The organism is Streptomyces sp. NPDC031340, from assembly GCF_055569945.1.
On sequence record NZ_JBVIIE010000072.1, the window covers coordinates 1 to 14861 of the forward strand.

Annotated in this window: 14 protein-coding genes and 2 pseudogenes; 9 read left to right on the forward strand and 7 right to left on the reverse strand. The window is 70.0% G+C overall.

The annotated features are described in order from the left end of the window. Positions 1-795: 795 nt before the first annotated feature. From ACZ5GT_RS36115 to ACZ5GT_RS36130, 4 genes and pseudogenes are all read right to left on the reverse strand, one after another. A complete protein-coding gene (locus tag ACZ5GT_RS36115) occupies positions 796-1074 on the reverse strand; it encodes a hypothetical protein (protein WP_469034984.1) in 279 nt (92 codons plus the stop codon). A 197-nt stretch (positions 1075-1271) separates the two neighbouring features. Further along, positions 1272-1502 carry a hypothetical protein gene (locus ACZ5GT_RS36120; protein WP_469034986.1) on the reverse strand — a complete coding sequence of 77 codons (231 nt, stop codon included), beginning with the start codon at positions 1500-1502 and terminating at the stop codon, positions 1272-1274. A 14-nt stretch (positions 1503-1516) separates the two neighbouring features. Next, positions 1517-1801: pseudogene (locus ACZ5GT_RS36125) on the reverse strand (hypothetical protein); the annotation flags it as partial. A 20-nt stretch (positions 1802-1821) separates the two neighbouring features. Next, positions 1822-2016, reverse strand: a pseudogene (locus ACZ5GT_RS36130) (helix-turn-helix domain-containing protein); the annotation flags it as partial. Positions 2017-2308: 292 nt separating this feature from the next. On the opposite strand from ACZ5GT_RS36130, the gene ACZ5GT_RS36135 reads away from it, so the two are divergent. The 5 genes from ACZ5GT_RS36135 to ACZ5GT_RS36155 all read left to right on the forward strand — a co-directional run bounded on the left by ACZ5GT_RS36135 (position 2309) and on the right by ACZ5GT_RS36155 (position 6187). After that, positions 2309-2488 carry a hypothetical protein gene (locus tag ACZ5GT_RS36135; protein ID WP_469034987.1) on the forward strand — a complete coding sequence of 60 codons (180 nt, stop codon included), beginning with the start codon at positions 2309-2311 and terminating at the stop codon, positions 2486-2488. Positions 2489-2506: 18 nt separating this feature from the next. Next, the gene (locus tag ACZ5GT_RS36140) at positions 2507-3577 is read left to right on the forward strand and encodes a hypothetical protein (RefSeq protein WP_469034988.1); all 1071 of its coding nucleotides are present in this window, start codon (positions 2507-2509) and stop codon (positions 3575-3577) included. A gap of 236 nt (positions 3578-3813) precedes the next feature. Continuing rightward, positions 3814-4977, forward strand: coding sequence for a NucA/NucB deoxyribonuclease domain-containing protein (locus ACZ5GT_RS36145; protein WP_469034990.1), 1164 nt, complete (start codon positions 3814-3816; stop codon positions 4975-4977). 14 nt (positions 4978-4991) lie between these two features. Continuing rightward, positions 4992-5519, forward strand: a complete 528-nt coding sequence (locus tag ACZ5GT_RS36150) for a hypothetical protein (RefSeq protein WP_469034992.1) — start codon at positions 4992-4994, stop codon at positions 5517-5519. 170 nt (positions 5520-5689) lie between these two features. Beyond that, positions 5690-6187, forward strand: a complete 498-nt coding sequence (locus ACZ5GT_RS36155; RefSeq protein WP_469034994.1) for a GNAT family N-acetyltransferase — start codon at positions 5690-5692, stop codon at positions 6185-6187. Between the two features lie 113 nt (positions 6188-6300). Here the strand turns inward: ACZ5GT_RS36155 and ACZ5GT_RS36160 are convergent, their stop codons facing one another. After that, on the reverse strand, positions 6301-7356 hold the full coding sequence (locus ACZ5GT_RS36160; protein WP_469034996.1) for a LacI family DNA-binding transcriptional regulator: 1056 nt from the start codon (positions 7354-7356) through the stop codon (positions 6301-6303). Between the two features lie 387 nt (positions 7357-7743). Here ACZ5GT_RS36160 and ACZ5GT_RS36165 point away from each other — a divergent pair, with 387 nt between their 5' ends. From ACZ5GT_RS36165 to ACZ5GT_RS36180, 4 genes are all read left to right on the forward strand, one after another. Next, positions 7744-9057 (forward strand): ABC transporter substrate-binding protein, encoded by a 1314-nt coding sequence (locus tag ACZ5GT_RS36165; protein WP_469034998.1) that lies wholly within the window; start codon positions 7744-7746, stop codon positions 9055-9057. Continuing rightward, a complete protein-coding gene (locus ACZ5GT_RS36170) occupies positions 9054-10088 on the forward strand; it encodes a carbohydrate ABC transporter permease (RefSeq protein WP_469035001.1) in 1035 nt (344 codons plus the stop codon). Before ACZ5GT_RS36165 ends, ACZ5GT_RS36170 begins: the two co-directional genes overlap by 4 nt. Then, complete coding sequence (locus ACZ5GT_RS36175; RefSeq protein WP_469035002.1) at positions 10078-10983, forward strand: carbohydrate ABC transporter permease; 906 nt, start codon at positions 10078-10080, stop codon at positions 10981-10983. Before ACZ5GT_RS36170 ends, ACZ5GT_RS36175 begins: the two co-directional genes overlap by 11 nt. A 104-nt stretch (positions 10984-11087) precedes the next feature. Next, entirely contained in the window at positions 11088-12524 is a 1437-nt protein-coding gene (locus tag ACZ5GT_RS36180; RefSeq protein ID WP_469035004.1) for a GH1 family beta-glucosidase, read from the forward strand. A 189-nt stretch (positions 12525-12713) separates the two neighbouring features. On the opposite strand, the gene ACZ5GT_RS36185 is transcribed toward ACZ5GT_RS36180, so the two are convergent. Beyond that, positions 12714-14096, reverse strand: a complete 1383-nt coding sequence (locus tag ACZ5GT_RS36185; RefSeq protein WP_469035005.1) for a sensor histidine kinase — start codon at positions 14094-14096, stop codon at positions 12714-12716. Further along, complete coding sequence (locus ACZ5GT_RS36190) at positions 14093-14806, reverse strand: response regulator transcription factor (protein ID WP_469035007.1); 714 nt, start codon at positions 14804-14806, stop codon at positions 14093-14095. Before ACZ5GT_RS36190 ends, ACZ5GT_RS36185 begins: the two co-directional genes overlap by 4 nt. Positions 14807-14861: the final 55 nt, after the last annotated feature.

The window sequence follows — 14861 nt, forward strand, 5'->3', positions numbered from 1 at the left end:
GAGGTGAATCCCACCACACCACCCCCCCCCTCCCTCCTCCCCCCCCCCCCCCCCCCCCCCCCCCCCCCCCCCCCCCCCCCCCCCCCCCCCCCCCCCCCCCCCCCCCCCCCCCCCCCGGGCCTGTTTGGCGTTTGGCCACGGCCGAACCACGGCCCCTCCGCACCGATCCTGATCAGAGCCATGGGCCCGTCCATCAACGGCAGAAGCCGGGGTCGGGGTCATAGACGGCTGCGAGCCGTCAACGGCGCGAAGAACTCGCCGGACAGGGGGGCGCGTTCAGGTAGTGGCTGGCGCACCACATGAGCCAGGTGCGCGCGCCGGTCTTCCGGCACGCTCGCCACGCTGTCGAGGGCCGGCAGCCGAGGCACCTCAGCCGCAGCCGACAGGACCCACCGCGCCCCAGCGGGCGCAAGCCCTGCGGTGTCCTGCGTGTGTCCTGGACGGGCAGCCAGAACGCGCCCCGTTCCTGCCTGCTCACTGTCACCGTCGACTGCTGCCCCTCCGGCGAGCACCGTGTCCTGGCGCGAGTCCCCTACTGCGAAGCCGCCGAGCGGTTTCACGTCTGGCTGGCCGAGACGGCCCGTGCCGTGGCCGCCGCGGCCGGTCCTGACCGCCCCATTGAGTCTCATTGGATCTGCATCCAACGGAGAAGACGGAGCAGCAGGCACGGCCTCAATGTGATCAGCCGACGCATACACCCTGATGATCACCGGTCTCGTGCCTGTGCTGTCACTGCGTCGACTCCCCGCCGGACGACGACGATCTACGCGACCCCGGAACTTGCAACCCCCCTGATCACGCGGAAGCCCCGGGTTCCGTTACGTAGCCTTCTGTCCAGTGGTCCTCATCGATCACCGCCTCTTCGATGTAGAAGCAGTTGGGCTCGTCCGCAAACCCAGGAAGCACCCGGGCGCGTTCGATGCGTCTCTGTGCGGCATTTCGGCTCGAATAGGTGCCGAGGTGCTTGACATCGTCACCGGCTTCTTCGTCGGACCAGAAGTCGTCGGGATCCGTGAAGTGCCGAATCACGCCGTCCTCTCCGGCCTGATGATGCACGTGCCACAGCAGGTACACCTTCGATGGTCCGTTCATGCGGTCTCGCAGCCTTCCGTTCTCTTCCTCGAGGTGGGCCCGGTTCCCGCGACCGGCCGTGCGTGGTGAACGCACGGCCGACCTGCGGATTCCGGGCCGGTCCTACGGCCGGCCCGCCCGGGCGGTTGATCGTCGTACGAGTTCTTCTAGTTACGGGAGAGGTACTTCCTCACCTTGTTCTAGATCGAACCGGGCCCCTTCTTGTGGGGCGGGCGGTAGCCGCCGTGCTTCATCACCCGGTCTGTCGCATGATCCAGCGATTCACCTGAGGCTCTACGCTGACCCTTCGCGAAGTTGGGTACATCGTTGCCCTTGGCCTTACCGGATTTCTTGGCCTCTTTCCAAAGGACTTGGACCTTGTGAATCGCCCAGCTCTTTCCGTACCACCAGATCAGGGCGATGATTGCCACGACGGCGGCGACGCCGATGATGGTGCGTACAGGCGGACGCCCATCAACGTGAGGCCGGTGACGGTCTCGGACGAACGCTGCTTGCTGCCCAGCCAGTCGTAGCGGGTCGCCGCCTGGGCCGCCTGCGGGTTGCCGTACTCGTCGGCGTCGAGGACGGTCGGCGCCACGCTGGTGTCGACCGGCAGTGCGAGGGTGACGTCGCTGTTCAGGTTCGACAGCAGGAGGACCGTGCCGCCCGTTTTGCTGGTGGTGGCGGCGAGATCGCCGTCGGGTCCGTCGACGTTGCGGCTGCGGGACCCGACGGGCGATGCCGAGCATTCAACAGCGCCAGTCGGCGCAGGGTGAGGTTGGTGCGCCAGTACGCGGCGACCAGCGGGACGCGGTCCTCCAGCGGCAGGCCCCACGGCCGGCCCTTGCGCACCGGATCCGCACCTTCGCGCAGCAACGCGGTGATCAGCTTGTCGAACTGACGTGACGGGTATCGCCGCGTTCGCTGTGGCCGTCGGGTCGGCACTCGCCCAGCGACCTCGGTGCACGCTCGCTGCGGCCGCGGCCACGGCGGCCGCCGCGCTCGGCGCGGGCCTAACCACCGCTCCCGCCGCAGTGCACCCACCGGCCACCGCAACCACAGCCGCATCAGCGAGGGATGGCAATCACGCTCTTGATCGGAGCGACACGTTTCTATCTATAAAGATGCCATGGGATCACGCGTTCGATAAGTTGTGCCGCGACCATCACTCTCGGTCGCAGGGGGAACAACTTTGCCTAGACGCAAGAGACTTGCGGCCCTCATATCCATCGCAGGCGTGGGCATAGCCATGCCGCTCGCGGGAGCGGCACCGGCACAGGCGGCCGCTCCAACGACCGCCTGCAACACCATGTACAGCGCCCAGATCACCTTCTGGGCCATGACGTGCAGCCGGCCGGGTCAGCCCGTGATCGGCGGCTTCGCCACCTGGCGGAACGTACCGATCACCTACGACTAGGTCAGCACCACCGCGACCGTGCAGACGTCGAATTACCTGCGCGTGACGCCCAACACCGACGGCAACGAGTTCGGCCGGAACATCGAGATCGGCCTGTACGCCGAGAAGACCGGCAAGACCACGATGAAGTACGGGCCCCGCTGGACCGAACTCGGCAAGAGCGGCGGACGCACCAAGGCCATCACCACCGGGGTGAACCCCACCAAGCAGGACAAGCGGAACCACACCTACATGGTGGTCCGCCAGGCCACCGGCAACCAGTGGGACGTTCTGTACGACTTCAACACCGTCGGCAGCACCACCGACCAGCTCAAGGTCATCGGGGGCGCCACCAACCGCGTCGACGTCGGTCTTGAGGTGACGGGCCCCCAGTACACGAACGTCCCGAACATCGCCAACCGCATGCAGTTCATGGACGGCAACAAGTCCTGGCACCAGGTCGCCACGAAGAACGTGGCCAAAGTTCTCTCGCTGCCCACCTGCAGCAGCACGAACAAGCCGCCGTACTGCTTCACGAGCAAGCTGACGGACACCACCACGTTCACCCAGTGGGCGACGAGCAAGCCGCGCAAGCCCGCGCCCTCCGTCGCTGTCACGCGGGCCACGGCCGTACCGTCCTCGTGGGCTTCCCTGCGGCAGGCCGAGGGCATACCAGCCGTCGTCAACGGCGTCGACCAGAAGGCCTTGTCCTCGTGTCTGGACCGGGACCCCGACAGCTGCCTCCAGACGGTGCCCGGTCTCGCCGAGTGCGTGCGGACCGCCCACGTCTGCAACGCCGTCGCTCTGGAAGCCAAGCCGCAGGCCATGGCCGCCCGCGCCGCCGGCGACGCGCCCAGCGCGGCATCCTTCCGCGAGCGCGCCGCGCACTCCTTCGCCGTCGACCCGCTCCACGTCGACCTGGCCCGGTCGTCGACCACCGGGGAACGGTCACTGGGCGCCGGGACGGAGCCGACGTGGACCGTCAGCTCCCAGCAGATGACACCGGGACTCGAGCACGACCACCGGCGCTACCGAGGCTTCACCGCCGTCTACTCCGCCCGTACCGGCCAGCTCCTCGAAGCCTGCTGGGGCGCGTTGTGCCGTTCCTGACCGGACGGGACCAGCAAGGCTCCACCCGCCACGGCCGCCACGAGCGCTCCCGGCCGATGCCTTCCACCATCCGAGACCTCACCGTGCTTCTCAGGGAGCCATTCCGTATGCAGCACCCCAACCACCGAATACGCCTGGTCCGCTGGGCCCGCCGAGCGGCAGCCGCCTGCGCCGTGACCCTCCTGACCACGACCGCGGCAACCGCGGCACCAGAGCAGGCACACACACCGCGACCCGTGACGACCCCAGGGTTCGTGAACGCCTCGTCCGTCCCCAAGGCCGAGCTCCGAAAACTGAACCACCCGGTTCCGTTCGCCGCCTACCGGCGCTCGCACGCCAAGCAGACACGGCACGGGCACACAGTCCGGCGTGCACCCACCGACGAACAGACCGACCTGCGCCAGCAGTGCGAGCAGCACGCGACAGCCGCGAAGACGCAGACCGGCTGGCTCAAGAGCCGCTTCGAGAGCTGTCAGAAGAGGCCCTACGACCTGATCCTGCGCGACAAGAACGGCGCCGAGGCCATCGGCCGTCTCTGGTTCGACATGTGGACCCTGGGCTTCGCCTACGACGGAAGCCGCAGGGTCGACTACCTGGCCAGCGTCGAGAACATCCGCGTGCAGACCGCGGGTACCGAGGACGCCACCAAGTGGAGCATCGGGCAGTTCTTCCGGGACGACGTCAACGCCAGCTCCAGCGACCCCAATCCGCAGATCACCGCTCCCAGCACCGTCCAGCGCGACGAACTCCTCGCTGTCTGGAACGACAAGCCCACGTGGACGCTCACGTACACCTCCCCCGATCTGGGAGCCCAGTACAACAACGGCAACCAGCAGAAGGTCGCGGGAGCGGTGTCCATGGGCCTCAACGTCTCGTCGCCCAGTGTCTCCCCGTACCAGGAGGTCGACGCCTACCGCTCGAGCGTCCGCTTCGACTACGCCGAGCCCGTGGCAGGCAAGTTCATGGGTACGGTCTTCAACGGAGCCCGCGTGGAGCTCGTGATGAGCCGCAAGGACTCCGCCGTCAAGGAGAGCGCCCTGCACATCTACGACGCGTTGAAGCGCCCGGAACGGACCTTCCCGTCCTTCGCGGGCAAGACCGTTCCTGGAGAGAAGGATCCGCTTCACCGGCTGGTCGACAAGGACAAGCAGGATGCGAACCGCACCAAGTCCATCAAGGAGTGCAAGAAGGTGTGGGGCGACTACACCGGGAGCGGGCTCGAATGCGACGAGTACCCCTTCGCCAGCACCAAGGAAGGCTCGACCAAGGGTGACAATCGCTACTCCGTCCGCCTGATAGACGGTAAGGACAACCGGGCCGGCGGTGGCCGACTCGACGCGATGTACACCACCAACCGGGTCCTGGACGGCGACGCCTTCTACGTGAAGATCACCGACTGACAGAGAGGTTCCCCATGGCGCTCCTCACCGAGTACACCGTCACCGCAAGCCCCGACCGTCGAGTTGTCGAGGTCTACGACGCCGACGCCTACCTCGGTGACGAGGCAGCCATGGAAGCCGCGGAGGTACAGGTGGTGGCGGGCAACGGCTACCACCTGTACCTCCTCAGCCTGCAAGCAGACATCAAGGTGCGTGTCACCATCCGCGTCTGGGACACACCACCCAAGCCCCCTGCCGACGCCGAAGGTCACGTCCCGGTCAGCATCGAGTCCGAGACCGGCACCCTCGTCGTCAACCAGCTCACCCTTGGCCCAGCGGGCGAGATGACTCTGCCCCGACCGGGCGTGTATGAGGGCCACGCGTGGTGGGCCGGACGCGAAGCGGCCTCCGCCTACTACGACGACACCCTGAGCAGGATCGACGAGGACTGGACCCCCGAACTGATCCGGCAGGCCTGGGACCGATGCCCGGCCGACGAACGCTACGTCCTCGACCTGGCCTTCGCCCGGAAGCCCGAACCGGACGACGAGGATGACGACTGACAGCCCGCGCTCGTCATGCCGTATACCCGGATTTGCCCACCGGTACAGCAAAGGCGCAGGTCACGGTAGTGATACGAAACAGGTTCAAGTCCCGCCACTCACCCTGAGTCATCAGCCGGTGACCTCGCGGAAGCGGGGTCACCGGCTGACTCGTTTCCTGGAGGCTCCAAGTGCGTGCCGACGTCATCCGCACCCCCCGCCTCGACCTTCTCCCGCTACGCGTCGACCACGCCGACGAGATGGCCGACGTGCTGTCGGACCCCGCCCTGCACGCCTTCATCGGCGGCTCCCCCGCCACCCCCGACGCCCTGCGGACCCGCTACGAACGTCTCGTCGCCGGATCCCCCGACCCGGCCGTCTCCTGGTGCAACTGGGTGCTGCACAGCCGCGCGGACGCCCGCCTGGTGGGGACCGTCCAGGCCACGGTCACCGGACCGGTCGCGGAGATCGCCTGGGTCGTCGGCACGCCCTGGCAGGGCCGCGGTTACGCCGGCGAGGCGGCCCGCGCCCTGGTCGGCCGGCTGAGCCGGCACTTCACGCGCACGGTGATCGCCCACATCCACCCGGACCACGCGGCCTCCGCCGCCGTCGCCGCGGCCGCCGGACTGGCGCCGACGGACGAGGAGCAGGACGGCGAGATCCGCTGGCGGCTCGGCCCGCGCACCTGACGCCCCACGGCGCGGTCCCCGGCTTCACCGGGCCACCGGAAGACACCCCCGGCGGCTTCGGAGCATCCCCGGCGGCATCGGAGAGCCGGTCAGCGCCCCGGGCAGCGGGCCGGTCAGGACGACGCCCGCGGCACCAGCTCCGTCGCCAGGACCATCTGGCGGCGCTCCAGGCCGCGCGACACGGCCGGGCGGCGGTCGGCGATCTCCGACATCAGCAGGTCGATCATGCGGCGGCCCATCTCCGCTATCGGCTGCCGGACACTGGTCAGCGGCGGGTCCATGTGGCGGGCTATGGCCGAGTCGTCGTACCCGACCAGGGCCACGTCGTCGGGGATGCTGCGGCCTTCCTCGCGCAGCACCTGGCGGGCGCCGGCCGCCATGACGTCGGAGCCCGCGAAGACGGCGTCCAGGTCCGGCGAGCGGGCCAGCAGCTTCGTCATCGCCCGGCGGCCGCCCTCCTCCGTGAAGTCGCCCGGCTCGATCAGCCGCTCGTCGACCTCCTGACCGGCGTCGCGCAGGGCGTCGCGGTAGCCGTCGACGCGGCGCTGGGCGCCGTAGACGTCGAGCCGGCCGGTGATGTGGGCGATCTTGCGGCGGCCGCGGGACAGCAGGTGCTCCACGGCCGAGCGGCCGCCGCCGTAGTTGTCCGAGTCCACCGACGTCAGCGTCTCCGCGGCGGACCGGGGACCGCTGATCACCGCCGGGATCTCCAGCTGCGCCAGCATGTCGGGCAGCGGGTCGTCCGCGTGCACCGAGACCAGCAGGACACCGTCCACCCGGTGCGCGGCCAGGTACTCGGCCAGCCGGCGGCGCTCGCGGTCGCTGCCGGCGAATATCAGCAGCAGCTGCATCTCCGTGTCCGACAGCGCGGCGCCGACGCCCTTGAGCATGTCGGAGAAGTACGGCTCGGCGAAGAAGCGCGTCTCCGGCTCGGGCACGACCAGGGCGATCGCGTCGGTGCGGTTGGCGGCGAGCGCACGGGCCGCCGTGTTCGGCACGTAGCCCAGTTCCGCGACCGCCGCCTCGACGGCGGCGCGCGTCGCCTCGCTCACCCGCGGCGAGCCGTTGATCACCCGGGAGACCGTGCCCCGGCCCACACCGGCGCGGGCGGCGACCTCCTCGAGGGTGGGCCGCCCGCCGCTGCGCCCCCGCACTCCGTGGCTTGCCATGGGCTTCGCCGCCTTCCCGCCGTCATCATCACGCTGGCCTTGGAATCTAACAGTCCCGCCCCCTACGGTGACCTGCCCCGGGGGCCGCCGCACGGCACCCCCGCCCAGGCGCCCCGGCGGGCACCCGCGACAGTGGACGACGTGCGAAAGCAGCGGACTCCACGATTCCAGTTAACAGGCCGATAACTGAACGCATCTCGCGGCGTCGACTCCCTTGACACCCCCGCCCGAACCGACGAACCTTCAACACATCACCTGTGGGAGCGCTCCCACGGTACCTGACACATACATGTCCCGCACGTTCCCCGCCCGAGCCGCAGCAAGATAAACGGGCCCAACAGTGCAGTTGGCCGGGGGGTCGGCACGTCAGGCAACAGGAGGACGCACATGCGTACGAGTACCCGGCTGGTGGCCTTTGCGGCCGTCGCCGCGCTGACCACAGGCCTGCTGGCCGGCTGCGCCAACGACTCGGACGACGACTCGTCGGGCTCGAACAGTGGTGGTGACGCCAAGGGCAAGACCACCCTGACGATAGGCACCTTCGGTGTCTTCGGCTACAAGCAGGCCGGCCTGTACGACGAGTACATGAAGCTGCACCCGAACATCTCCATCAAGGAGAACGTCACCACCAGGACCGACGTGTACTGGCCCAAGGTGCTCACCCGCCTGCAGGCCGGATCCGGCACGGACGACATCCAGGCGATCGAGGTCGGCAACGTCACCGAGGCCGTGCAGACGCAGGCCGACAAGTTCGTGGACCTCGGCAAGGAGGTCGACAAGTCGCAGTGGCTGGACTGGAAGAACGCCCAGGCCACCACCAAGGACGGCAAGCTGATCGGCCTCGGCACCGACGTCGGTCCGATGGCGATCTGCTACCGCAAGGACCTGTTCAAGAAGGCCGGTCTGGAGACCGACCGCACCAAGCTCGCCGCGCAGTGGAAGGGCGACTGGGCGAAGTACGTCGACCTCGGCAAGCAGTACATGAAGAAGGCGCCGAGCGGCACGAAGTACGTCGACTCCGCCTCCTCCGTGTACAACGCGGCGCTGGGCGGCGGCAGCGAGCGGTACTACGACAAGGACGGCAACGTCATCTGGGAGAAGTCCGATGGCGTGAAGAAGGCCTGGTCCGCCGCGATGACCGTGGCGACCAGCAACATGTCGGCCAAGCTGAAGCAGTTCGACAAGCCGTGGGACCAGGGCTTCGCCAACGGCACCTTCGCGACGGTGGCCTGCCCGGCGTGGATGATCGGCTACATCGAGCAGAAGTCGGGTGACTCCGGCAAGGGCAACTGGGACGTGGCGGCGGCGCCGACCGCGGCCAACTGGGGCGGCTCCTTCATCGGCGTGCCGACGGCGGGCAAGCACCAGAAGGAGGCCATCGCCCTGGCGAAGTGGCTGACCGCGCCCGAGCAGCAGGCGAAGGTGTTCGCCAAGCAGGCGAGCTTCCCGTCGACCCCGTCGGCCTACGCGAGCCTGAAGCCGGCCGCCGAGACCACCGCGTACTTCTCCGACGCGCCGATCACCCAGATCTTCGGCGACTCGGCGAAGACCATCCCGGTCCAGTACTTCGGCATCAAGGACCAGCCGATCAACACCGCGCTCACCGACGTCGGCATCCTCCAGGTCGAGCAGAAGGGCAAGTCGCCTTCGCAGGGCTGGGACGCCGCGAAGAACGAGATCAAGGACGTGCTCGGCCAGTGAGCAGCTCCAAGCAGGCTCTCGCGCATCCCGCGACGAGCGCCGACGCCGCGCCCGGCATCACGCCGGGCGCGGCCCGGGGCGCTCACGGTCGTGGTACGCCGTCCGGGGGCTCCGGCTCCTGGCGCAGCCGGCTGTACCGCTGGGACATGAAGGCGTCGCCGTACGCGTTCATCGCCCCCTTCTTCATCATCTTCGGCGCCTTCTCGCTCGTCCCGCTGCTGTACACGGCCTGGTACTCGCTGCACAACGTGCAGCTGTCGTCGCTCGACACGCAGACCTGGGCCGGTCTGGACAACTACAAGAACCTGCTGTCCTCGGACTTCTTCTGGAACGCGCTGAAGAACACGCTCACCATCGGCGTGATCTCCACCGTGCCGCAGTTGCTCGCGGCGCTCGCGCTGGCGCACATGCTGAACTACAAGCTGCGCGGCTCGACCGCGTGGCGGGTCGTGATGCTCACCCCGTACGCCACCTCGGTGGCGGCGGCGACCCTGGTGTTCACGCTGCTGTACTCGTGGGACGGCGGCCTGGTGAACTGGCTGCTGGGCTTCATCGGCATCGATCCGGTCAACTGGCGTGAGGCGGACTGGGGTTCGCAGTTCGCGGTGTCCTCGATCGTGATCTGGCGGTGGACCGGCTACAACGCGCTGATCTACCTGGCGGCGATGCAGGCGATCCCGGCCGACCTGTACGAGTCGGCGGCCATCGACGGCGCCAGCCGCTGGGAGCAGTTCCGTCACGTGACGATCCCGATGCTGCGGCCGACGATCCTGTTCACGGTGGTCGTGTCCACGATCGGCGCCACGCAGCTGTTCGGTGAGCCGCTGCTGTTCGGCGGGGTGAGCGGTTCCAAGGGCGGCTCCGAGCACCAGTACCAGACGCTCGGCCTGTACATGTACGACCAGGGCTGGATCATCGGCAACCTCGGCAAGGCGTCCGCGATCGCCTGGTCGATGTTCCTGATCCTGTTGATCGTCGCCGGGGTCAATCTGCTGATCAACCGACGTCTGAGGAAGACCCATGACGGCTAGTGAACTGACGTTGCCTCAGTCGAAGGTGAAGGGCGACGGCCGGAAGCCCCGGCGACCCCGGATGATGGGTGCGGGCAAGCAGTTGAACGCCGGCCCGGTCACCTATGTGGTGCTGACGGTGTTCGCGCTGGTCTCGCTGGCGCCGCTGGTGTGGACGGCGATCGCGGCCTCGCGCACCGACCAGCGCCTGGCGCAGACGCCGCCGCCGCTGTGGTTCGGCGGGAACCTGTTCAAGAACCTGCAGGCCGCGTGGGACGAGGCCGGACTCGGTACCGCGATGGTCAACAGCACGCTCGTGGCGGGCACCATCACCGTCAGCACCGTGCTGTTCTCCACGCTCGCCGGGTTCGCCTTCGCCAAGCTGAAGTTCAAGTTCTCCGGCGTGCTGCTGCTGCTGACGATCGGCACCATGATGATCCCGCCGCAGCTGGCCGTCGTACCGCTGTACCTGTGGATGTCGGACCTCGGCTGGTCGAACCAGCTCCAGACGGTCATCCTGCCGACGCTGGTCACCGCCTTCGGCACGTTCTTCATGCGGCAGTACCTGGTGCAGGCGCTGCCGAGCGAGCTGATCGAGGCGGCGCGGGTGGACGGCGCGAGCAGTCTGCGGATCGTCTGGCACGTGGTCTTCCCCGCGGCGCGGCCGGCCATGGCCGTGCTGGGTCTGCTGACGTTCGTGTTCGCCTGGAACGACTTCCTGTGGCCGATCATCGCCCTGAACCAGCAGAACCCGACCGTGCAGGTGGCCCTGAACTCGCTGGGTACGGGGTACGTCCCCGACCAGGCGGTGATCATGGCGGGCGCCCTGCTCGGCACGCTTCCGCTGCTCATCGCCTTCCTGCTGTTCGGCAAGCAGATCGTGGGCGGCATCATGCAGGGCGCGATCAAGGGCTGACGCGCCGCCGAGTTCTCGGGAGCCGGGTCAGCGCCGCCCCGGCCTCCCTCACCTCTTCTTTCCTTCGACCCTTCGGTCTCCACGACCATTTTGGGAGCGCTTTCATGCCTGAGCCCGCAACGCCGGCGACCCCGGTGACCTTTCCTCCCGCCTTCCTCTGGGGCGCCGCGACCTCCGCGTACCAGATCGAGGGGGCGGCGCGGGAGGACGGCCGTACGCCCTCGATCTGGGACACCTTCAGCCACACGCCAGGCAAGACGGCAGGCGGCGAGCACGGTGACATCGCTGTCGACCACTACCACCGCTACCGCGAGGACGTGGCGATGATGGCCGACCTTGGCCTGAACGCCTACCGTTTCTCGATCTCCTGGTCGCGGGTGCAGCCGACGGGCCGGGGCCCGGCCGTGCAGGTGGGGCTGGACTTCTACCGGCGGCTGGTGGACGAGCTGCTCGAGCGCGGCATCAAGCCGGCCGTCACCCTCTACCACTGGGACCTGCCGCAGGAGCTGGAGGACGCGGGCGGCTGGCCGGAGCGGGACACCGCGTTCCGGTTCGCCGAGTACGCCCAGATCGTCGGCGAGGCGCTGGGCGACCGGGTGGAGCAGTGGATCACCCTGAACGAGCCGTGGTGCAGCGCGTTCCTGGGCTACAGCTCGGGTGTGCACGCGCCGGGCCGTACCGAGCCGGAGGCCGCGCTGAAGGCGGCGCACCACCTGAACCTGGCGCACGGTCTGGGCACCACCGCCCTGCGGTCCGTCATGCCGGCCCGCAACCAGGTCGCGATCAGCCTGAACTCGTCGGTGGTGCGGCCGCTGTCGCAGACCCCGGCCGACCTGGCGGCGGTCCGCAAGATCGACGACCTCGCCAACGGCGTCTTCCACGGCCCGATCCTGCACGGCGCCTACCCCGAGACCCTGTTCGAGGCGACCGCGTCGGTCACCGACTGGTCGTACGTCCTGGACGGCGACCTGCGCGTGATCCAGCAGCCGCTGGACGCGCTGGGCCTGAACTACTACACGCCGACGCTGGTGTCCGCGATGGACGCCGACGCGCGCACCCCGCGCGCGGACGGGCACGGCGCCAGCGACCACTCGCCCTGGCCGGCCGCGGACGACGTGGCGTTCCACCAGACGCCGGGCGAGCGCACGGAGATGGGCTGGACCATCGACCCGACGGGTCTGCACGACCTGATCATGCGCTACACCCGGGAGGCGCCGGGCCTGCCGCTGTACATCACGGAGAACGGCGCGGCCTACGACGACAAGCCCGACTCGGACGGCCGGGTCCACGACCCGGAGCGGATCGCCTACCTGCACGGCCACCTGGCGGCGGTGCGCCGGGCGATCACCGACGGCGCGGACGTGCGCGGCTACTTCCTGTGGTCCCTGATGGACAACTTCGAGTGGGCTTACGGCTACGGCAAGCGCTTCGGCGCGGTGTACGTCGACTACGCGACGTTGGCCCGCACGCCGAAGTCGAGCGCCCACTGGTACAGCAAGGCGGCCCGCACCGGCGCGCTGCCGCCGGTGGAGGCCGCCTGAGACCGGGCGCCTGAGAGCGGGGACCCCTGGAGCGGGGGTCCCGGGAGTGGGGACCCCGGGAGCGGGGGGCGGGGCGCGGCGTCCGTGGGGGGCGCCGCGCCCCGGACTTTTCCGGGAGCCCCGCGGCTTCTCCGTGCCTGCCGGACCTTTCCGGGGGCAGGTCGGGCCTGACCGAGGGTCCCCGCGGGTTCAGCGGGCGCGGGCGGTGCGCCCGCGGCGGCGTACGGTTCCGCGGTGTCCGCGCCGGCCGGGCGGGCGTTCCCGTGCGTCGAGCTGGATCCACACGCGTATCTCGGTGCCGCCCAGCACCGAGGAGCCGATCCGCACGTCGCCGCCGGTCGACTCCGCGAGGCGGCGCACGATGTCCAGGCCCAGGCCGGTCGAGCCGTCGGCGCCGGATCCGCGCCCGCGGGCCATGGCCGCCTCCGGGTCGGCGATGCCCGGCCCGGCGTCGGACACGAGCACGATCACCGCGTCCTCGCCGTTGTGCAGGTCGACGGCGAAGGCGGTGCCCTCCGGGGTGTGCCGGAAGACGTTGCCGAGCAGCGCGTCCAGGGCGGCCGCGAGGTCCGCGCGGGCCACGGGTACGCGCACCGGCCGGTCGGCGCCGGCCACCCGCCACTTGCGGCCCTCGTCCTCCGCGAGCGCCGACCAGAACGCCATCCGCTCCCGGACCACCTCGGCCGCGTCGCATCCGGCGCCGGGTCCGGCCGCCGCGGTCTGCGGCTTGGCCTCGCGGGCGGTGCGGATGATGGTGTCGACCTCGCGCTCCAGCTGGGCGACGGCCGCGCGGGTCTGCTCGGCGGCGGGCCCGTCGCCGAGCGAGGCCGCGTTCAGCCGCAGCACGGTCAGCGGGGTGCGCAGCCGGTGCGACAGGTCGGCGGCCAGTTCCCGCTCGCCGGCGAGGAGTTGGACGACCTGGTCGGCCATCGAGTTGAACGCCACGGCGGCGAGCCGCAGTTCGGCCGGTCCGTCCTCGGGAACGCGGGCGCCCAGCTTGCCCTCCCCCAGGTCGTGCGCGCCCTCGGCCAGCCGCTGGGCGGGCCGCACCATGCGGACGCCCAGCCGGTCGGCGACCGCGACCGAGCCGACGACGAGCGCGGCGCCGACGGCGGCGAGCACCGCCCAGGCCGTGCCGACGCCGTTGCTGACCTCGGACTCGGGGACGTACACCTCGACGACGGCGATCGTGCCGGAGCTCAGCGCGACCGGCTGGAGCAGTGTGGAGCCGCCGGGGACCTCGGTGGTGGAGGCGCGGCCCAGCTTCCGCACGGCCGCGATGTCCTGGTCGGCGGCGCGCTGCCGGCCGAGGTCGACGGCCGCCCTGCCGTCGGCCGGCGGTATGTGCACGGCCATTGCGGCGTCCGAGCCGGCCGAGGCGACGACCTTCTCCAGCTGGCCGCGTTCGGTGGTGATGGACAGCGCCGGGGCGAGCGCGGCGGCCTGCCGCTCGGCGCCCGAGAACGCGCGGTCGCGGGCCAGCTCCCTGACGACCAGTCCGAGCGGCACCGCGAAGGCGACCGCGACCATGGCGGTGACCGCGAGGCAGACCCTGGCCAGTGCCCACCTCATCGCGGCTCCGCCGGGGCCCGGTCGGCGGGCGGCTCCAGTTTCACGCCGACGCCGCGCAGGGTGTGCAGGTAGCGGGGGTGCGCGGCGGTCTCGCCCAGCTTGCGGCGCAGCCACGACAGGTGGACGTCGATGGTCTGGTCGCCGCCGTAGGACTGCCGCCACACCTCGGCGAGCAGTTCCCTGCGGGGGACGACGACGCCGGGGCGGCCGGCCAGGAAGGCGAGCAGGTCGAACTCGCGGCGGGTGAGGTCGAGTCGGGCGCCGTCCAGCTCGGCCCGGCGGCGCAGCGGGTCGACGGTCAGGCCGCCGACCCGCAGGACGCCGGAGTGCGCGGCCTCCCCGGCGGCCGGGCGGGAGCGTCTGAGGACGGCCGCCATCCGTGCCGACAGGTGCTCGACGGAGAACGGCTTGGTCAGGTAGTCGTCCGCGCCCGCGTTCAGCAGTCGGACGATCTCCGCCTCGTCGTCACGGGCGGTGGCGATGATCACGGGCACGTCGGTGATGCCGCGCAGCATCTTCAGGGCCTCGGACCCGTCCAGGTCGGGCAGGCCGAGGTCCAGGACGACGACGTCGAACCGGAGATGGGCGACCTCGCGCAGCGCCTCCAGCGCCGTGCCGACGCTGCGCACCGTGTGGGCGGCGTCGGTCAGGTGCCGGATCAGCGCCGAGCGCACGAACTGGTCGTCCTCGACCACGAGCACACTTGCCATGCGCGGCACCGTACGCCATGCGGGCGCGCCTCACCGGGGCCTGTGGACAACTCCC

Bases quoted from the DNA above. Each gene is read 5' to 3' on its own strand.
- ACZ5GT_RS36150 (WP_469034992.1), top strand. From the start codon at position 4,992: ATGGCGCTCCTCACCGAGTACACCGTCACCGCAAGCCCCGACCGTCGA.
- ACZ5GT_RS36160 (WP_469034996.1), bottom strand. From the start codon at position 7,356: ATGGCAAGCCACGGAGTGCGGGGGCGCAGCGGCGGGCGGCCCACCCTC.
- ACZ5GT_RS36180 (WP_469035004.1), top strand. From the start codon at position 11,088: ATGCCTGAGCCCGCAACGCCGGCGACCCCGGTGACCTTTCCTCCCGCC.
- ACZ5GT_RS36190 (WP_469035007.1), bottom strand. From the start codon at position 14,806: ATGGCAAGTGTGCTCGTGGTCGAGGACGACCAGTTCGTGCGCTCGGCG.
- ACZ5GT_RS36165 (WP_469034998.1), top strand. From the start codon at position 7,744: ATGCGTACGAGTACCCGGCTGGTGGCCTTTGCGGCCGTCGCCGCGCTG.
- ACZ5GT_RS36185 (WP_469035005.1), bottom strand. From the start codon at position 14,096: ATGAGGTGGGCACTGGCCAGGGTCTGCCTCGCGGTCACCGCCATGGTC.
- ACZ5GT_RS36175 (WP_469035002.1), top strand. From the start codon at position 10,078: ATGACGGCTAGTGAACTGACGTTGCCTCAGTCGAAGGTGAAGGGCGAC.